17 protein-coding genes are annotated in these 18571 nt (G+C 45.1%); 8 read left to right on the top strand and 9 right to left on the bottom strand.

Annotation, left to right across the window (positions count from 1 at the left end):
- Window positions 1–196: 196 nt before the first annotated feature.
- Together metF and ahcY are read right to left on the bottom strand one after the other, a co-directional pair.
- Window positions 197–1027 carry a methylenetetrahydrofolate reductase [NAD(P)H] gene (metF, locus tag Q337_RS0100925; protein ID WP_026469981.1) on the bottom strand — a complete coding sequence of 277 codons (831 nt, stop codon included), beginning with the start codon at window positions 1025–1027 and terminating at the stop codon, window positions 197–199.
- 132 nt (window positions 1028–1159) lie between these two features.
- Complete coding sequence (gene ahcY / locus Q337_RS0100930) at window positions 1160–2572, bottom strand: adenosylhomocysteinase (RefSeq protein WP_026469982.1); 1413 nt, start codon at window positions 2570–2572, stop codon at window positions 1160–1162.
- A 444-nt stretch (window positions 2573–3016) separates the two neighbouring features.
- Between ahcY and Q337_RS0100935 the strand changes: the two genes are divergently transcribed.
- Complete coding sequence (locus Q337_RS0100935) at window positions 3017–3739, top strand: hypothetical protein (protein ID WP_026469983.1); 723 nt, start codon at window positions 3017–3019, stop codon at window positions 3737–3739.
- A gap of 102 nt (window positions 3740–3841) precedes the next feature.
- On the opposite strand, the gene Q337_RS0100940 is transcribed toward Q337_RS0100935, so the two are convergent.
- The 6 genes from Q337_RS0100940 to Q337_RS0100965 form a co-directional block, all read right to left on the bottom strand.
- Window positions 3842–4765 carry a CysB family HTH-type transcriptional regulator gene (locus tag Q337_RS0100940; protein ID WP_026469984.1) on the bottom strand — a complete coding sequence of 308 codons (924 nt, stop codon included), beginning with the start codon at window positions 4763–4765 and terminating at the stop codon, window positions 3842–3844.
- Window positions 4766–4950: 185 nt separating this feature from the next.
- Complete coding sequence (locus Q337_RS0100945) at window positions 4951–6042, bottom strand: sulfate/molybdate ABC transporter ATP-binding protein (protein WP_026469985.1); 1092 nt, start codon at window positions 6040–6042, stop codon at window positions 4951–4953.
- Between the two features lie 77 nt (window positions 6043–6119).
- Window positions 6120–7010 (bottom strand): sulfate ABC transporter permease subunit CysW, encoded by an 891-nt coding sequence (gene cysW / locus Q337_RS0100950; protein ID WP_026469986.1) that lies wholly within the window; start codon window positions 7008–7010, stop codon window positions 6120–6122.
- Entirely contained in the window at window positions 7007–7852 is an 846-nt protein-coding gene (cysT, locus tag Q337_RS0100955; protein ID WP_034279141.1) for a sulfate ABC transporter permease subunit CysT, read from the bottom strand. The genes cysW and cysT overlap by 4 nt, the downstream gene beginning before the upstream one ends.
- Window positions 7853–7873: 21 nt before the next feature.
- Window positions 7874–8524, bottom strand: coding sequence for an RBBP9/YdeN family alpha/beta hydrolase (locus Q337_RS16290; RefSeq protein ID WP_228133059.1), 651 nt, complete (start codon window positions 8522–8524; stop codon window positions 7874–7876).
- A gap of 53 nt (window positions 8525–8577) precedes the next feature.
- Complete coding sequence (locus Q337_RS0100965; protein WP_026469988.1) at window positions 8578–9597, bottom strand: sulfate ABC transporter substrate-binding protein; 1020 nt, start codon at window positions 9595–9597, stop codon at window positions 8578–8580.
- A gap of 205 nt (window positions 9598–9802) precedes the next feature.
- On the opposite strand from Q337_RS0100965, the gene pabC reads away from it, so the two are divergent.
- From pabC to tmk, 3 genes are all read left to right on the top strand, one after another.
- Complete coding sequence (gene pabC, locus Q337_RS0100975) at window positions 9803–10615, top strand: aminodeoxychorismate lyase (protein ID WP_026469989.1); 813 nt, start codon at window positions 9803–9805, stop codon at window positions 10613–10615.
- A gap of 123 nt (window positions 10616–10738) precedes the next feature.
- Window positions 10739–11890 (top strand): endolytic transglycosylase MltG, encoded by a 1152-nt coding sequence (gene mltG, locus Q337_RS16295; protein ID WP_084494665.1) that lies wholly within the window; start codon window positions 10739–10741, stop codon window positions 11888–11890.
- Window positions 11880–12500, top strand: a complete 621-nt coding sequence (gene tmk, locus Q337_RS0100985) for a dTMP kinase (protein WP_026469990.1) — start codon at window positions 11880–11882, stop codon at window positions 12498–12500. The genes mltG and tmk overlap by 11 nt, the downstream gene beginning before the upstream one ends.
- An 84-nt stretch (window positions 12501–12584) precedes the next feature.
- On the opposite strand, the gene nadB is transcribed toward tmk, so the two are convergent.
- A complete protein-coding gene (nadB, locus tag Q337_RS0100990; RefSeq protein ID WP_026469991.1) occupies window positions 12585–14210 on the bottom strand; it encodes an L-aspartate oxidase in 1626 nt (541 codons plus the stop codon).
- Window positions 14211–14466: 256 nt separating this feature from the next.
- On the opposite strand from nadB, the gene Q337_RS0100995 reads away from it, so the two are divergent.
- The 4 genes from Q337_RS0100995 (at window position 14467) to Q337_RS0101010 (ending at window position 18569) form a co-directional block, all read left to right on the top strand.
- Window positions 14467–15852 (top strand): Do family serine endopeptidase, encoded by a 1386-nt coding sequence (locus tag Q337_RS0100995; RefSeq protein WP_026469992.1) that lies wholly within the window; start codon window positions 14467–14469, stop codon window positions 15850–15852.
- Window positions 15853–16007: 155 nt separating this feature from the next.
- Window positions 16008–16820: an ABC transporter permease gene (locus tag Q337_RS0101000; protein ID WP_026469993.1), complete on the top strand. Its 813-nt coding sequence runs from the start codon at window positions 16008–16010 to the stop codon at window positions 16818–16820.
- Window positions 16817–17485 (top strand): ABC transporter ATP-binding protein, encoded by a 669-nt coding sequence (locus tag Q337_RS0101005; RefSeq protein ID WP_026469994.1) that lies wholly within the window; start codon window positions 16817–16819, stop codon window positions 17483–17485. The genes Q337_RS0101000 and Q337_RS0101005 overlap by 4 nt, the downstream gene beginning before the upstream one ends.
- The gene (locus Q337_RS0101010; protein ID WP_026469995.1) at window positions 17466–18569 is read left to right on the top strand and encodes a capsule biosynthesis protein; all 1104 of its coding nucleotides are present in this window, start codon (window positions 17466–17468) and stop codon (window positions 18567–18569) included. Before Q337_RS0101005 ends, Q337_RS0101010 begins: the two co-directional genes overlap by 20 nt.
- The last annotated feature ends 2 nt before the right edge of the window (window positions 18570–18571 follow it).

Genomic DNA, 18571 nt, shown 5'->3' on the forward strand with positions numbered 1-18571 from the left:
TCAGCGCAGCCAGCAACCGGATGCAGCGCAATAGCTGATTGACTATAAGTCCTGTACCTAGAACAACCATGACCAAACCGGGCAATACAATCATCAATAGCATGAGCAACAGGCCAAATATCATCAGGGTAATGCCGCATGTAAGCCGCAATACCTTGAGAATATTTGAAAGGCACATTGATCAGTTGATTTACTGTTAAGCCAAGCCTAAATCCTTGACCAGTTGACGCGTTGGTTCGGTCTGGTTCATGGTGTAAAAATGCAGCGCAGGCGCACCGCCTTCAATTAAGCGTTGGCATAACTTGACCACAACTTCATGGCCAAATGCACGAATACTGGCACTGTCATCACCATAGGCGGCCAGTTGCTTGCGAATCCAGCGCGGAATCTCGGCACCCGTTGAATCAGCAAAACGGATCAGGTTGCTGGCATTGGTAATGGGCATAATGCCGGGAATGATTGGCGCATCAATACCTAGTTGCTTGATGCGGTCAATAAAATAAAAGTAGCTGTCTGTGTTAAAGAAAAACTGGGTAATCGCCGCATTGGCTCCTGCCCGGACTTTTTCAGCAAAGCGCTCAATATCCTGATCAAAGCTGGACGCTTGCGGATGCATTTCAGGGTAAGCTGCCACTTCAACATGAAAATAATCGCCTGAATGATCACGGATAAAACGTACCAGATCAGTGGCATAAGGCAGTTCGCCCAAGCCAACCTGACCAGATGGCAAATCACCCCGCAATGCCACCAGACGGTTAATGCCTTTGGCCTTATAAATGTCCAGCAGTTCAGCAATGCGTGCCTTATCATCACCAATACAGGACAGGTGAGGCGCTACAGGCGCACCCTGACCATGCAGTGCATCAATGGTAGACAAGGTACGTTCACGGGTAGAACCACCAGCACCATAAGTGACTGAAAAATATTGTGGATTAAGCTGTTGCAGCTCCTGATGCACCACAATCAGCTTTTCGGCGCCTACATCAGTTTTGGGCGGGAAAAACTCAAAAGAAATTGAAGTTGCCATGTCTCAACCATTGATAAAATAAATACGAATTTTAAAAACCGCCAGACAGAAATGACTGCTGGCGGCATGTTGTCTTTAAAACATAGTGACTTTAAAAGACAGTAACTTTAAAACAGAGTAGCTATTTTAAAATTAATACTTATAGCTGTCAGTCTTGAATGGCCCTTCAACCGGAACGCCCAGATAGTCAGCCTGTGCCTGGGTCAACTGGGTGAGTACACCACCAAAACCTGCAACCATAGCAGCTGCGACTTCTTCATCCAGTTTTTTCGGTAGAACTTCAACACGAATGCGGCCAGCTTTCTGATCACTTGGCAAATCAGCAAATTTTTCCTTGAACAGGTGCATTTGTGCCAGTACCTGATTGGCGAAAGAGCCGTCCATAATACGGGAAGGGTGACCTGTTGCATTACCGAGGTTTACCAGACGGCCTTCAGACAACAGAATTAGATAATCATCGCTGGCATCAGAGCGGAATACCTGATGAACCTGCGGCTTCACCTCTTCCCAGCGATAGTTTTTGCGCAGGTAAGCGGTATCAATTTCGGTATCAAAGTGACCAATGTTACAAACTACGGCACCTTTTTTCAGGGTATTTAACATGGCGCTGTCACACACTTTGTCATTACCTGTCGTGGTGACAATCAGGTCAGTTGTGCTAAGCAGCGCCTGATTAATGTCTGCTTCTATACCTGTAACAATACCGTTGTTATAGGGAGAAACCACTTCATAGCCATCCATACAGGCTTGCATGGCACAAATTGGATCAACTTCAGAAACACGTACAATCATGCCTTCCTGACGCAAAGACTGTGCAGAGCCTTTACCTACATCACCATAACCAATCACCAGCGCACGACGGCCAGATAGCAGCATGTCGGTAGCGCGCTTAATGGCATCGTTTAAGGAATGACGGCAGCCGTATTTGTTGTCATTCTTGGATTTGGTGACAGAATCATTCACATTAATGGCAGGTACTTTAAGGGAACCCGCATGATGCATTTCAATTAAACGCATGACACCAGTGGTGGTTTCTTCGGTCACACCGTGAATATTGTCCAGCAGTTGCGGATATTTTTTATGGATTAAACCCGTCAGGTCACCGCCATCGTCCAGAATCATATTGGCTGGCCACAACTCATCTGTGCCATTTACATGAATCTGCTGTTCCAGACACCATTCATACTCAGCTTCGGTTTCACCTTTCCAGGCAAATACCGGCACACCACTGGCAGCAATGGCAGCAGCAGCATGATCCTGTGTCGAGAAAATATTGCAGGACGTCCAGCGTACTTCGGCACCCAGATCAATCAGGGTTTCAATTAATACCGCAGTCTGGATCGTCATGTGGATGCAACCCAGAATCCTGGCACCTGCAAGTGGCTTTTCACTGGAATAACGACGGCGTAGACCCATCAGGGCAGGCATTTCTGCTTCAGCCAGCGAGATTTCCTTGCGACCAAAGTCGGCTAGACGAATATCAGCAACTTTGTAATCAGTAAATTCAGAGGAATTTGAAATAGAAGACGCACTAACCGCGTTCATGAGGATCTCCTTAAGATCAATCAATTCGCGGATGCCGTTCACTAAATGACGTGCTTGAGCCTGGCAGTATATTGGTTTTACTGTTGCAGCACCCCTCAAGACCCGCCAATTTTACGCAATTGTTAACGCAGTTCCAAGACTTACAGAAGAAATAAATAAATTAAAAATCTAAAACGGAAGGGTTTTGTTAAAAAATTGAGAAATAAGCACTTTTAGCGCATAATTTTGATGTAAGGTAACAAACACAAGGGAATTATGAAGTTTGCTTGGCTTTCATAATAAAAAATAGCCTACTGAAAATTAAACACTTTTTATAAATTGTGTCAAAACTTTACAGAAACTCTATAAAAATAGTGAATTCGGTGACTGAAATTCATCTTCAACCTGTGTTTAATAGCACTTGACCGATAGATAGACGCAAAAATCCTTTGAGGAGTTAATCATATGAAAACTTTACGTGTTTTAGCAGTATCTGCTGCTGTACTTGCAGTAACCAGCCCAGCATTTGCTGACGAAAAAGTAGTAACTGATGAAGGTATTGCTACTTTCTCTTTTTTTAAGCCTGCTTCTGTACGTATTGAGGGTGGTACTACAGGTTACGGTGGTGCGATTGCTTACGGCGTAAACCAGTATACTGATGTGGTACTGGGTTATAACGGCGGTGACGCTGCTGATCTGGTTGGCGGTGAAGTAAAATATAATGGCGTTGAATACGATCTGGAGCAGGATAACAATACTGCTTACCTGAACGCTGAAATTCGTCCGTTTGGCAACTGGTTCCATGTTGCGTTAGGTACAGCCTATAACGACAACGAATATAAAGTAAGCACCCGTAACAACCGTGGTGATATTACTATTAACGGTACCAAGTTTGATAACGCTACTGCCAACGTTCGTGGCCGTATCAACTATAAAAATGATATCGTTCCATACATCGGCTTTGGCGTATCTCCTTCAATCACCAGCCGCATTGGCCTGTTCGCTCAGGTAGGTGCTTTTTATAATGGGAACCCAGAAGTTCATTTAGACACTGATACACCATTAGCTACTGGTAATAACGGTCAAACCCTGCGTGCTGCCTTGGATGAAGAAGAGCGCGATATCCGCAATGATGACAAATACAAGTGGATGCCAGTTGGTAAAGTAGGTTTAAGCTTCCGCTTCTAATCTACAGGCCTCCTGTAAAATTAAAAAGCAGACTTCGGTCTGCTTTTTTTATGGCTTAAAAACTAAAATTTTTGAAATAGTTCCAAAATTAACAGCCCAAGATTAAACCTCAGGCTGTGCTGCTTTTTTCAGCGCTTTAATATCTGCATCTGGCGAACATAGGGAAATGAACTCATAACCATAGCCGCGTAACAAGTGACCTTTACGCACTGCAATCCAGGTGGTATTTTCACCAAACAAATCAATTTGTAGCTGATTTAAGCGGCGATCACGGTCGGCATCATAGGCAATGGAGTTCACAATACCCACACCCATGCCCAGTTCTACATAGGTTTTAATCACATCGGCATCCAGTGCAGACATTACAATATCCGGGCTTAAACCCGCATTGCTAAAGGCTGAGTCAATTTTAGAACGGCCAGTAAATCCGCCGTGATAAGTGATCAGTGGCCATTTTGCCAGTTCATCCAAAGTTACCGTTTGCTGTTGTGACAGGGGATGACCTTGTGGGGTGATAATGCTGTGATACCAGTGATAATAAGGCACACTGGCCAGACTTTCCTCTTGCGTGAGGGATTCGGTAGCAATGCCAATATCGGCTTCGCCATGCATCAGCATTTCAGCAATTTCAACCGGACTGGCCTGCTGCAAAATCAGGTGTACTTTGGGAAAGGCTTTTTTAAATTTGGCCACAATTGGCGGCAGGATATAGCGTGCCTGAGTGTGCGTGGTGGCAATAATCAGTTCACCCTGATCCACACGATTAAAGTCATCCGATAAGCGTTTGATATTGTCGGCATCACGCAGCATACGTTCCACAATACCCAATAAAGCCTGTCCGGGTTCTGTCAGGCCAAGAATACGTTTGCCTTTGCGAATAAAAAGTTGCACGCCCAATTCATCTTCAAGGTCTTTAATGTGTTTACTGACTCCGGATTGAGAGGTAAACAGGGCATTGGAAGCGTCAGTCAGGTTGAAGTTCTGGCGTACTGTTTCACGAATAATCCGTAATTGTTGAAAATTCATTGTCGATTATCTCCAGATTTTCTGTCATTTTTGCGGTATAAAACAGGATGATTGATAGTCAAACAGGCACTTATGAACGCCTGAATGATAAATCACAATGCCTTAGCAATAAATTGAATTAAGCAGTCAATTCATTGTTTAGTGATTTAACTGCCTGATTTAACTTTCTAAGTTAATGGCCTGAGTTAAGCGGCATAATCATCAAAAAGATGCAAATTACTGGCTGTCACCCAGACCGTTTGCCCCGGCTGTAAGGTGAGGCTTAGTTGCTGCTCCGGTGTGAGGGCAACTTCAAGCAAGCGGCCTTGCCGATCCTGAAGCTCAACCCGGATTTGTCCTGCCAGCCAGACATCACGAATTACTTTGGCCTGCAAACTTGGTTCGACAGGTGCCTGTGTATGAATATGCAGCTCATTGGGACGTGCAAACACAATCACATTATCCTGACTGCGCTCCTGAGATTGTTTAGGCAGTTGAGACTGATAGTGCTGTGGCAACACAAGCTGATCATCTGAAAATACGATCCGATTGCCTTGACGCTGGCCTTCAAGCCGGTTGGCCTGGCCCAAAAAGTCAAACACAAAAGGGGTTGCCGGATGGTCATAGACTTCACGTGGGCTACCAATTTGTTCAATATTGCCTTTGTTCATCACTACAATCTGGTCGGCTACTTCCAGCGCTTCTTCCTGATCATGCGTCACAAAAATTGAGGTAATGTGCAGTTCATCATGCAGGCTGCGCAGCCAGCGGCGCAGTTCCTTACGTACTTTCGCATCAAGGGCACCAAAAGGTTCATCCAGTAACAACACTCGCGGTTCAACGGCTAGCGCCCGAGCCAGTGCAATCCGCTGGCGCTGACCACCGGATAACTGGGCAGGAAAGCGGTCTGCCAGAAAACCCAGTTGTACCAGATCAAGCAGCTTGCTCACCCGTTTCTTGATTTCTGCTTCAGAAGGACGGGTTTTACGGGGACGCACGCGCAAGCCAAAAGCCACATTGTCAAACACGGTCATGTGACGAAACAGCGCATAGTGCTGAAACACAAAGCCAACCTGACGATGGCGTACATGTGTATCTGTGGCATCTTCACCTTCCAGCAGGATTTGCCCGCCATCGGCTGATTCGAGTCCGGCAATAATACGCAGCAGGGTGGTTTTGCCGCAGCCGGACGGCCCTAACAGCGCCACCAGTTCACCTTCGGGAAAATCAAGGCTAATGTTATTTAAGGCATGAAAATTGCCAAAGTGCTTGTCAATATTTTTAACCTGAATGCTCATGGCAAATGTCCTATGATAATCCTGTAATTACATCTGTACGATAATGGAGAAGCGTAGTTCGCCGTAATTAATTGGCCTTAGCCAGTCGAATCGGTACGGTTGTCCTGACGATTGGTACGGGATTCAATCCACACCTTAAGAATCAGGGTTAAAATTGCCAGTAGTGCCAGCAGGGATGACACTGCAAATGCGGCACTAAAGGTATATTCGTTGTATAAAATCTCAACATGCAGCGGCAGGGTATTGGTTTCACCGCGAATATGACCAGACACAACGGATACCGCACCAAACTCACCCATAGCGCGTGCATTACACAGAATCACGCCATACAGCAGGCCCCATTTAATATTGGGCAGGGTGACATGCCAGAAGGTTTGCCAGCCATTCGCACCCAGTACAATTGCCGCTTCTTCCTCTTCAGTGCCTTGTGCTTCCATTAGGGGAATGAGTTCGCGTGCCACAAAGGGAACCGTAATAAACACGGTGGCCAGTACAATGGCAGGCACTGCATACAAAATCTGGATGTCATGATCCCGCAGGCTTTCCCCAAACCAGCCTTGTGCACCAAATAGCAATACCAGCATTAAACCGGCAATCACTGGGGATACAGAAAACGGCAGGTCAATCAGGGTAGTTAAAATGGATTTGCCCCGAAACCTGAACTTGGCCACGCTCCATGCTGCTGCAATACCAAAAATCACATTTACTGGCACAGCAATGGCTGCGGTTAGTAAGGTCAGTTTGACGGCAGCCAGAGTATCAGGGTCAATTAGGGCATGAACATACACCTGAACGCCTTGCTTGAAGGCTTCAACAAACACCAAAATGAGCGGCAATAACAGGCAGCTTGCAAAGAAAATCAGGCTAATAGTTAAAACGATATAGCGTACCAGTGGTGATTCACGAGTAGCATCACGCGATTGCAGGCGGTCTGACAGGGCATTTCCGTTAGTAATGGACAAACTCACGATGCAACCCTCCCGGTACGACGACTGGCCCAAGCCTGTAAAAAGTTAATCAGCAGTAATAGTGCAAATGAAATAATGAGCATCACCACGGCAATGGTGGTTGCTCCGGCATAGTCATATTCTTCTAGCCGGGAAATAATGAGTAGCGGGGCAATTTCAGTTTTATAGGGCTGATTACCTGCAATAAAAATAACTGATCCATATTCGCCAACACCACGGGCAAAGGCCAGCGCAAAACCGGTAAGCAATGCCGGAAAAAGTATGGGAAAAATAACTTTGGTAATGGTTTGCAGGCGTGACGCACCCAAAGCGGCAGCGGCTTCTTCCAGTTCAGTTTCCAGATCAGCCAGTACAGGTTGTACGGTACGTACCACAAAGGGCAAGCCAATAAAAGTCAGCGCCAGGGTAATGCCAATACTTGTATAGGCAATGTGAAGACCTAAAGGCTCAAGGTATTGACCCAGCCAGCCATTTTTGGAATACAGTGTGGTCAGGGCAATGCCGGCAACCGCGGTTGGCAGGGCAAATGGCAGGTCAACCAGTGCATCTACAATGCGCTTGCCGGGAAAGCTATAACGTACCAGTGCCCATGCCAGTAACAGGCCAAACACCACATTCACCAGCGCCGCAATTAATGCAGTACTAAAGCTCAGTTGCAGGGCTTTTAAAATTCGTTCGGAAGTCAGAATGTCAATCAGGCCATCCCAGCCAATACCCATTGAACGGATAAACACAGCCGATAATGGCACCAGTACCACCAGTGACAAATACAGCAGGGTAAAACCCAGTGATAGCCCAAAACCTGGCAGGACGCGGGTTTGTTTAGCCCTAACATTTGCCATAAATAACCTCAAAATAAACTGCTAAAACGAACGGGAAAACTGAAATTGCTGTAGTGGCGTTAAGTCCCGCATTCGGGGGTTATGATTTAATGAGGGGCGTACAGGGCCTGAAGCAAAAGGAGTGGCGCCTGATGTTATTAGGTCAAGATAGGGCAACAATTGTGGCCATGCACCAAACCCGGAAGCCACATTGATATGCCCGGCATTACCCAAATCAACCAAAGCAGATTGCCATTGGCTGGCCAGCGCTTTGGCAGACTTAAAATCCAGCCACGGATCAGTCTGGCTGGCAATCAGCAAGCTAGTACCAGCAAGTGCGTTGGGTAAAAAATCAGCAATACTGGCCTGACCTGACTGGCGTAAACCAGTGCTGGAGAACCGCTCAGGATTGGCAGGCGCAACCAGAATGAGGGAATCAACAGCGCTAGCTAATTCTGGATGCTGTTTTAGCGCAGCCACGCTGGTCAGACAGCCAAAACTATGGGCAACAATTTGCACAGGCTTATTTTGCTGCTGCAAAACCTTGGCCAATTGAGCTACCCATTGTTGCAATATCGGCTGATGCCAGTTTTGCTGTTCAACGCGTTCGGCATTTGGCAAAACTTGTTGCAGCCAGCTTTGCCAGTGCTGTGCTTCACTGCCGCCAACACCTGGAACAATCAAGCGTTTCATCACATTACTCCAAAGTGTGCCCAAGTTTTGCTTGCTAAACCTACCAGTTGGAATTATTGATTGCCTGAGTTCTGAGCCACGATCTGGTCAAAAACACCGCCATTATCAAAATGCGCCTTCTGGGTTTTTCTCCAGCCGCCAAATTCCTTGTCCACCGTGACCAGTTTTAGAGGCTTGAACACATTTTTATATTTGGCCAGAACCTGTGCATTACGTGGACGATAAAAGTTTTTGGCTGCAATTTCCTGCCCGGCAGGAGAGTACAAATAATTCAGGTAGCCAGTGGCCAGATTGCGGGTGCCATGCTTTTCCACGTTTTTATCAACAATGGCTACGGGTGGCTCAGCCAGCACAGACAGGCTAGGGGTAATGATTTCAAACTTGTCCGGCTGCTCACGAATAGCCAGGTAGGCTTCGTTTTCCCAGGCCAGCAATACATCACCAATACCACGCTCTACAAACGTAGTGGTGGCACCACGCGCCCCAGAATCCAGCACCTTGGTATGCTGGTAAACCTGACGAACAAATTCCCGCGCTGACGTGTCATTACCGCCTTTTTGATGCTTGGCCCATGCCCATGCTGCCAGATAGTTCCAGCGTGCGCCGCCAGAAGTTTTTGGATTAGGTGTAATGATTTCAACACCGGGTTTTACGATGTCACCCCAGTCCTTGATTTGTTTTGGATTACCTTTGCGTACCAGAAAAACAATGGTTGAGGTATAAGGTGTGGAATTCTGTGGAAACTGTTTTTGCCAGTTTTTGTTTTTAATTAAAGAAGTATTATCAACAATCGCATCAATGTCAGAAGCCAGTGCCAATGTCACCACATCAGCTTCCAAACCATCAATGACTGAACGGGCCTGCTTGCCAGAACCGCCATGTGACTGACGGAAATTAACTTCCTGTCCGGTTTTTTTCTGCCAGTAGCTGCCAAAAGACTTATTAAAATCGTCGTATAGTTCACGCGTTGGGTCATACGACACATTTAAAAAATTGATAGGGGCTGCTGCCAGCGCACTGCCACTCAACAGGACAGCAGCTAGACCAGCGGTCAAAGCGGTGCTAAAACGAATTGCCATTTTATTTCTCCAGAATTTTGCACTTTTTGAGATGAAAAACGTGTTCTTCATCAATCATTGGAATAAGGATAAAAATTTCTGTAAAAATAAAAAAACAATAAAAAAAGCAATTCTTATGAAAAAATGTGATTTAAAGAAATAGCAATTCAGGAAATACTAGTGAGGCTTATCACTCGTGAAGCCAGTTTGGGAAATAACTATGATCAGTATTAAGAATGGCAATTATTGTCAGCATATTGACTGTCAGGATCGTGCTTTTTTATACGGTGATGGCTTCTTTACCACAATCCGGCTGGAAGAGGGCAAGCTTTGCCTGTGGCAGCGCCATATCGAACGATTAATTCAGTGTGCCGATCAGTTGGGTTTTAACCTGGACATTGAAATACTAGAGCAGCAGGTTCAGGATTTTCTCAAAAACCACGACAGCTCTTTTGGTACGGTTAAAATTATCATTAGCCGTGGCTTGGGCGAACGTGGCTATCTGCCACCCGAACAAAGTGCCGATATTTATATCCAGTTTTTCCCTGCTGAGAAACCGGAAATTATGGCTCAGTCAGCGCAGCCTATTGATAGCGGTTTATTACAGCTTACGCTGGGTCATGTGATGCCTGCCATTGCAGGCTTAAAAACCCTGAACCGTATGGAGCAGGTTTTACTCCGGCAGGAGCTGGCAGCAACAAAATGGCCTGAAGCACTGGTGTCTGATATTCAGGGTAACCTGATTGAAGGCGTTTACAGTAACTGCTTTTTTTATATGGATAACAAGTGGTACACCCCGTTGCTGGATCAGGCAGGCATTGCAGGCGTCATGCGTGCCGAAATTCTGGCACAAATGCTAAGCGACAATATCCCGCATTTAATTACCCACATTCCAAAAACTGTGGTTGACCAGATTGAAGCACTGTTTTTCTGTAATGCCTTAAGCGGTATTGTGCCAGTCAAAAGCCTGAATGGACGTGCGTTAACCACTCAGCCTGTCGAACAGTTAAAACAAAAATTGCGTGGCTTGTGATATTAAATTTTTTGCGATTTCCAATGATTTCCTGAATGAGTTGGGCAGGCAGCAATCTGAACCGCTCAATTTTGCCATCAAGTTCTGCTATGCTTGCTTACCTTTGTTCAGCATCAATCGGTTATGGCAAAACGTCCTGTTAAAACGAAAGCAAAACCCAAAACCAGTGGGGCCTATAAAACCAAAGCAGCGCCATCCGGGGCAGGCATTTTGCAGTCTAAAGGTCTACGATTTTTAGTCATTATCATGATTGTCGGCTTGCTGGGGTTATGGCTACTGTTGTGGCAAGGGCTTTGGCGTGAAATTCCCATGCGTACCCAGAGCCAGATGCTCAATATCAAACAGGGACAAACCTATTCAGGCCTGATTGCCGAGTTGAGCGAAAAAGGACAGATTCGTTTCCCCGTTATGGCCAAAATTTACCAGCGCCTGTTTATTCACGATACCTTAAAAGCAGGTGTTTATGAGGTTGAAAAAGGCACAACGGTTCAGCAACTCTTGCAAATGCTGAGTAATGGCAAGCTGGCGCAGATAAACCGGGTCTTGGTGATTGAAGGCACGACGTTTGGTCAATTGCGTAAGCGTCTGGACAGTGATCCGAATGTCACCCATACATTAAAAGGACTAGATAACCCGCAACTGCTGAAAAAGCTGGAGATTAACCAGTCGCATCCTGAAGGCTGGTTTGCCCCCAATACCTATTATTTTGCCAAGGGCGAAACCGACGCCGCAATTTTAAAGCATTTATATCGCACGCAAAAAAAGATTGTAGATGAAGCCTGGCAAAAACGCGCGCCCAATTTACCGTATAAAAATGCCTATGAAGCCCTGATCATGGCTTCAATTGTGGAAAAGGAAACCGGCATTCCGCGTGAGCGACAGGACGTCGCTGGCGTATTTGTGCGCCGCCTGAAAGTGGGCATGCGCCTGCAAACCGACCCTACAGTTATTTATGGCATGGGAGATAACTATAAGGGCAATATCCGTCGTCAGGATTTGCTCACACCAACGCCGTATAACACCTATACCATTGATGGCTTGCCGCCAACACCGATTGCATTGCCCAGCAAGGCTTCTATCGAAGCAGCTTTGCATCCGGCAACAGGAAACAGCCTGTACTTTGTAGCAACCGGCACTGGTGGGCATGTATTTAGCAGCTCACTGGAGCAGCATAATCAGGCCGTGGCCAATTACCTGAAAGTCTTGCGCCAGAAACGTGCGGCTAATGCCAATCCAGCTAGCAATCCAGCAGGAGTAGCCCCTGATGTTTATTAGTTTTGAAGGTACGGAAGGGGTAGGCAAAACCACCCTGATTAAAAGTCTGGTAAATTATTTGCAGCAACAGGGCAAGCAAGTGGTTTTGACACGCGAACCTGGTGGCACTCCACTGGCTGAACAAATCCGTCAGTTATTGCTGAGCCCGCTGGATGAAGCTATGAGCGAAAACTGCGAACTGTTGCTGATCTTTGCTGCACGTGCCCAGCATATTGCACAGGTGATTCAACCGGCACTCAATGCAGGCCGATGGGTGCTGAGTGATCGCTTTGTTGACGCCAGTTTTGCCTATCAGGGCGGTGGCCGTGGCTTGAATGTAGACACGATTGAGTTACTGCGCCAGCAATTTGTACCTGTAATGCCACATCTGACTTTCTGGCTGGATGCACCAGTAGAGCTTGGGATGCAACGCGCGCAAAAACGCGGAGCACTGGATCGTTTTGAACAGGAAAAACTGGAATTCTTTCAAAAAGTGCGTGCAGTTTACCAAAACCGGGCCAACGGAGAACCGGAACGTTTTGTACGGCTAGATGCTAGCCAAACGCCAGCACAAATTCTGGAGCAGGCCATTGCAGTGCTCAGGCAAAATCAACTGCTGACAGCAAACTGAAACGTGAAAACCAAAAAATAAAGGCAAACCTGAGTTTGCCTTTAGATCTATCAGCAGTTTTTTACTGTATTTTTTAAGGTTGCTTTAAACTACGATTGGTGACTGTGCAACAAAGTCCGGTGGTAGCAGAACGGTATCACGGATTTCAGTAGAGATTTCCGGATAGTCCAGCGTATAGTGCAAGCCCCGGGACTCATGACGTTGCAAGGCGCAGCGCACAATCATTTCTGAAACCAGTACCAGATTGCGGAGTTCAATCAGGTTTTTGGTGATGACATAACCCTGATAGTAATCTTCAATTTCCCGCTTGAGTAACTCAATCCGGTTTAGCGCGCGTTGTAGGCGTTTTGTGGTACGGACAATACCCACATAGTTCCACATAAAGCTGCGCAGCTCATCCCAGTTCTGCAAAATCACTACGTCTTCATCCGGGTTTTGCACCTTGGATGCATCCCACTTCGGCACACTGGTAATAGCCTGCGTATTTGGGTGCAACTGGGCAATATGGCGTGCCGCACTCATCCCATAAACAAAACATTCCAGCAGGGAATTGCTGGCCATACGGTTGGCGCCATGCAAACCGGTAAAGGATGTTTCACCAATAGCATATAAGCCTGCAATATCAGTCTGGCTATGATGATCCACCATTACTCCGCCGCAAGTGTAATGCGCGGCAGGCACGACAGGAATCATGTCTTTGGTAATATCAATGCCCAGTTCCAGCAGGCGTTCGTACAAAGTAGGGAAGTGGGATTTAACAAAATCTTCCGGCTGATGGGTGATATCGAGCCAGACATGACGAATACCTAGCCGCTTCATCTCATAGTCAATGGCACGGGCCACAATATCACGTGGAGCCAGTTCAGCACTTTCATGGAAACGCTGCATAAAGCGTTCTCCATCAGGCAAGCGCAAATACGCGCCTTCACCACGCATTGCTTCCGTAATCAAAAATGAACGTGCCTGCGGGTGATAGAGGCAAGTTGGGTGAAACTGGTTAAACTCCAGATTCGCTACCCGGCAGCCCGCTCGCCATGCCATGGCAATGCCATCTCCGGTCGCAATATCCGGATTGGATGTATATAAATAAGCTTTACTGGCACCACCGCAGGCCAATGCTACAAATGGGGCCAGCAGGGTTTCAACCTGCTCAGTGTGAATATTCAGTACATATAAACCAGCGACCCGGTTATTGCCTGCAAGCCCCAGACGCTGGCTGGTAATTACATCAATAGCCGCATAGTTTTCTAGCAACGTCACATGCTGGCATTCACGCACGCGCTTGACCAGTGTGGTTGAAATTGCCATGCCGGTTGCATCCGCCGCATGGATAATCCGGCGCTGTGAATGACCACCTTCACGGGTTAAATGTAGTTGTTCGGCTTCGTCCAGCGTAAACCGTACACCTTGTTCCAGCAGGAAATTAACGGCATCACGGCCATGTTCTACTGTAAATGCCACTGCATCAGGGTGACACAAATGTGCGCCTGCAATTAGGGTATCTTCAACATGCTGTTCTACAGAATCAGTTTCATCCAGCACAGCAGCAACACCACCCTGCGCATAGTAGGTACTTGCTTCTGTTAATACTGATTTTGCCAGTACGGCAACTTTAAGATGAGTAGGAAGGGATAAGGCAAGGGTTAACCCGGCTGCCCCGCTTCCAACAATAATCACATCGTAAATAGATGCCTGGCTCTGGTCGCGCATTGTAAAAAGCCTGAAATTGAATAAAAAACAGAGGCGAATAACACGCCAAAATGATAAAAAACGCAAGCTTTTTACCAAAAAAATTATGATTGGAAATATAGATTTAACTGTATGAAATTTCACATTTTCTACATAATCTCAATTAAAGCGGGGATTTAGCTCAAATAGAAACGATTGCTAACAGAAAATCCTTAAAAACTCTGTTAAAACAGTTAACTAAATTTCTGATTACATAGACTCACTAGGAAGGCAGTCAATGAGTATCAATTATATTCAACGGGGTGTTGTTGCAGCAGTATGTTCTATTGTCATTAGTCAACCCAGCATTGCAGCTGCGCCTGTTGATTTTTCGTCATTAGTTCAGACAGTAAGTCCTGCCGTAGTACGCGTTAATGTATCTAAAAAAATGAGTCAGGAAGAGTTATTACAACAACAAATGCCTGAATTATTACGCCGTTTTTTCGGTAATAATGTGCAAATCCCAAATCAACGTCTGCCACAGGAACAAAATGCCTATGGCAGTGCATTTTTTATCACTAAAGATGGTTATTTGCTTACTAACCACCATGTGATTGCCGATGCCAGCAAGGTAACCATAACATTAAATGACCGCCGTGAAATTGATGCCGAGCTAGTGGGTAGCGATGCACGTACCGATGTTGCTGTGCTGAAAGTAAAAGGCAGTGATTTTCCAGCCTTGCGTATCGGTGATGCCAACAGTCTGAAAGTGGGTGAACCTGTACTGGCCATTGGCTCACCGTTTGGTTTTGATTATTCTGCTTCCGCAGGTATTGTGAGTGCAAAGTCACGGACCATGTCTCGTGAAAACGCAGTGCCATTTATTCAAACTGACGTTGCCCTAAATCCTGGTAACTCTGGTGGCCCATTATTCAACCGGGACGGAGAAGTAATCGGTATCAACTCACGCATCTTTAGTGGAACCGGCGGCTATATGGGTTTATCGTTTTCTATTCCAATTGATGTTGCTATGGATGTTGCCAATCAGATTATAAAAACTGGCAAGGTGTCCCGTGCTTATCTGGGTGTAATGTTGCAGGATATCGACCGAAACCTTGCCGAAGCTTATGAGTTGTCACGTCCAGAGGGAGCGCTGGTAACACAGGTTTCTGACGACACACCAGCCAGCAAGGCAGGTTTAAAGGCAGGGGATATTATCCTGTCCTATAATGGCACTCCAATTAATCGCACTACCGATCTAATTAACCTGATTAATCGCACCCGGCCAAACCAGACAGCAAGCATGGTCGTACAACGTAATAGCAAGCAGTTATCCTTAAGTGCCACATTGACCAGTGCGCCTGACGATACACCACCTGCTGAAAGCATGAAAACCGATCAGGGCAAAGGGCCTTCTCTCGGCATGCAATTGCGTGACTTAACACCAGCAGAAAGCCAGAGTTTAAAAATAAAAGGCGTCATTATTACTGATGTATTGCCGGGTGGTTTGGCCGCTCATGCGGGTTTACTGCCGGGAGATGTGATCACTAGCCTGAACAATACCCAAACACCAACAGCCACAGCATTACTGACTGCCATTCGTAGTCTTCCTTCAAACCGTGTGGTTCGGGTTGCAATTCAGCGCGATGGCGTTCCAGCAATTGTTGGGTTAAGGGTTGAATGAAAATGATTCAAGCGGTATAGCTTTCCATGTACCGCTCCTTCAGTTTTATAAATTCTATATGGACTAATATAAAGTTCCTCTTTATAGTCACCGGGAATTATTAATAAAATCGTATTTATACGAATAGCGCTTGCTGACTAATTGATACCGATATTATGGCTGAAGTAAACAAACCGATATACCGGCTTAAGCCCCGCAGTGGACTGGCTGTACAGTATGCTGCAATCCGGGCCTTATTTTTAAGGGAATTCCAAACTCGATTTGGACATTATCGCCTTGGCTATGTATGGGCCATTTTAGAACCAGGTATGCTGGTATTCTTAAAGCTTGTATTGTTTGGCGGTATCATGGAACGTGCCATTCCTTATATGTCCTATACACTTTTTCTGGTTAATGGTGTACTACCAATTCGTATGTTTATGCGTTCGTCAACGCAATCCCTACATGCAGTATCTAGTAATAGGGGCTTGTTAAATTATCGTCCTGTAATGCCAGTTGATGCAGTAATTGCCCGTATATCTGTAGAAATGACATTATATTTTGGGGTATACAGCCTTTTTATGGTGGGCTTACTCTACTTTGGTGAACCTATTAGTCTAAGTTATTTACCAAATTTATTCGTTTGCTGGTTTTTACTTTATATTTTTACTTTTGGCTTTGCATTAATTATGTGTTCTCTGGGTGATTTCTCAAAAGAAGTCGCAAAATTTGTTTCTTCATTCTTTATTATATTTTACTTAATGTCTGGCGTAATGTTTTCAATTAATAATGTGCCAGTGCAATTCCATCCTTATCTATTATGGAACCCGCTATTACATTGTCTAGAATTTATGCGTCATGCCGTATCACCCGAATATCCAGTGACTTACGTATCTTTTAATTATCTATTAATAAGCACATTAGTTGTTTTATTTACTGGTCTTTTAATTTATAAATCACGCGAAAGAATAATGTTGACGTCAAAATGATTAAACTAGAGAATTTGACAAAATCCTATGCCACAAAAAAAGGCCGACATTTCGTTTTCCGTAATTTAAATATTACTTTGCCTGGTGGAAAAAGCGTTGCCTTGATTGGTAAAAATGGTGCAGGGAAGAGTACACTACTACGTATTATTGGCGGTATAGATCATGCAGATTCTGGCCAAGTAGTTTCTAATGCTTCTATTTCTTGGCCAGTAGGGCTAGCAGGTGGTTTCCAGGGTAGCTTAACGGGTCGGCAAAATGTCCGTTTTGTTTCCCGATTATTTGTCCCAGAAAGCAAAGTTGATGATATTGTACGCTACGTGGAAGACTTTGCCGAGTTAGGCAAATACTTTGATATGCCAATAAAAATTTATTCATCGGGGATGCGTTCACGTTTGGGGTTTGGCTTAAGTATGGCATTTGACTTTGATTACTACTTGCTGGATGAGGTCGGCGCTCCTGGTGATGCGCAGTTTAAAGCCAAAAGTAAGGTTTTATTAGATAATCTAAAGAAGAACTCTAACATTATTATGGTGTCCCATAATTTAAATGACCTGACAGAGCATTGTGATGTCGCCCTCTTTGTTAAGGAAGGCAATGCTTATTATTTTGATAGTGTTGAGGAAGCAGTAGAGGTTTATAAAGAATATGCACTGGCTCAGAAATAATTCTACCTGGTTGAGTTTTATTGCAGTAGTAATCATCCCATTACTGTTTATAGCTTTCTACTTGTTTACCATAGCTGAAAATCGTTATGTTTCTACTTCTACAGTAGTGGTGAAGCAAATTGGAGATATAGGTGGAAGCCAAACCAACGGTTTAGGTATCTTATTAGGGGTTAATAATACCAGTAGTGAAGATGCACATTTCCTTAAAGCTTACATTCAATCTCCTGACCTGATTTATGCGCTGGATAAACAGTTGAATTTACGTAAAGCATTTGCAGGTAATGGAGGTGATCCGATTTTTGAATTATCTTCTAATGCTTCCAAAGAGGATTTGGTAAAGTATTTTAATAGACGGGTTACCCTAACGTTTGATGAAAAAAACTCGATGTTGACGGTTAAAACAGAAGGCTTTACACCTCAGTTTGCACTAAAATTGAATCAGGCTATTTTAAAACTTAGTGAAAGCTTTATTAACCAGATTTCACAGCGAGTAGCGCGTGATCAGCTGGTGTTTGCGCAGACTCAGTTACAAGAGGCAGCTAGTAATCTAAAGCAGTCCCGTGAAAATCTGATTAGTTATCAAAACAGGAATCAGATGCTGGATCCGCAAACTACAGCTCTGGCGACTTCAAGATTAGTAATGCAACTTCAGAGCCAGTTAGCAGATTTGCAAACTCAGGAACGCACGTTACTCAGCTACCTCAATCCAGAGGCATCACAAGTAGTGGCATTACATAGCCAGATTAATGCTGTACAGCAACAAATAACCCAAGAGCAAGGCAAGCTAACTTCACCGCAGGGCGGTACCAAGTTAAACCGACGCTCTGCTGATTTTGAAGAATTAAAAGCCAAAGTGGAATTTAGCACGGATCTTTATAAACTTGCACTTGGTTCCCTGGAAAAAGCTCGATTGGAAGCAGTGCGTAAATTAAAGAATGTCGTTATTATTACAAGTCCCCAATTAGCACAGGATGCGTATTATCCACGCAAGGGCTATATTTTACTCTCAAGTTTCTTAATTTTTACCATTATATTTGGAATAGGGCAGTTGGTTGCTTCTATTATCCGTGAGCATCGGGAGTAAGT

It is taken from the genome of Alkanindiges illinoisensis DSM 15370 (assembly GCF_000619845.1).
Lineage (GTDB): Bacteria > Pseudomonadota > Gammaproteobacteria > Pseudomonadales > Moraxellaceae > Alkanindiges > Alkanindiges illinoisensis.

Bases quoted from the DNA above. Each gene is read 5' to 3' on its own strand.
- metF (WP_026469981.1), bottom strand. From the start codon at position 1,027: ATGGCAACTTCAATTTCTTTTGAGTTTTTCCCGCCCAAAACTGATGTA.
- ahcY (WP_026469982.1), bottom strand. From the start codon at position 2,572: ATGAACGCGGTTAGTGCGTCTTCTATTTCAAATTCCTCTGAATTTACT.
- Q337_RS0100935 (WP_026469983.1), top strand. From the start codon at position 3,017: ATGAAAACTTTACGTGTTTTAGCAGTATCTGCTGCTGTACTTGCAGTA.
- Q337_RS0100940 (WP_026469984.1), bottom strand. From the start codon at position 4,765: ATGAATTTTCAACAATTACGGATTATTCGTGAAACAGTACGCCAGAAC.
- Q337_RS0100945 (WP_026469985.1), bottom strand. From the start codon at position 6,042: ATGAGCATTCAGGTTAAAAATATTGACAAGCACTTTGGCAATTTTCAT.
- cysT (WP_034279141.1), bottom strand. From the start codon at position 7,852: ATGGCAAATGTTAGGGCTAAACAAACCCGCGTCCTGCCAGGTTTTGGG.
- Q337_RS16290 (WP_228133059.1), bottom strand. From the start codon at position 8,524: ATGAAACGCTTGATTGTTCCAGGTGTTGGCGGCAGTGAAGCACAGCAC.
- pabC (WP_026469989.1), top strand. From the start codon at position 9,803: ATGATCAGTATTAAGAATGGCAATTATTGTCAGCATATTGACTGTCAG.
- mltG (WP_084494665.1), top strand. From the start codon at position 10,739: ATGGCAAAACGTCCTGTTAAAACGAAAGCAAAACCCAAAACCAGTGGG.
- tmk (WP_026469990.1), top strand. From the start codon at position 11,880: ATGTTTATTAGTTTTGAAGGTACGGAAGGGGTAGGCAAAACCACCCTG.
- nadB (WP_026469991.1), bottom strand. From the start codon at position 14,210: ATGCGCGACCAGAGCCAGGCATCTATTTACGATGTGATTATTGTTGGA.
- Q337_RS0100995 (WP_026469992.1), top strand. From the start codon at position 14,467: ATGAGTATCAATTATATTCAACGGGGTGTTGTTGCAGCAGTATGTTCT.
- Q337_RS0101000 (WP_026469993.1), top strand. From the start codon at position 16,008: ATGGCTGAAGTAAACAAACCGATATACCGGCTTAAGCCCCGCAGTGGA.
- Q337_RS0101005 (WP_026469994.1), top strand. From the start codon at position 16,817: ATGATTAAACTAGAGAATTTGACAAAATCCTATGCCACAAAAAAAGGC.
- Q337_RS0101010 (WP_026469995.1), top strand. From the start codon at position 17,466: ATGCACTGGCTCAGAAATAATTCTACCTGGTTGAGTTTTATTGCAGTA.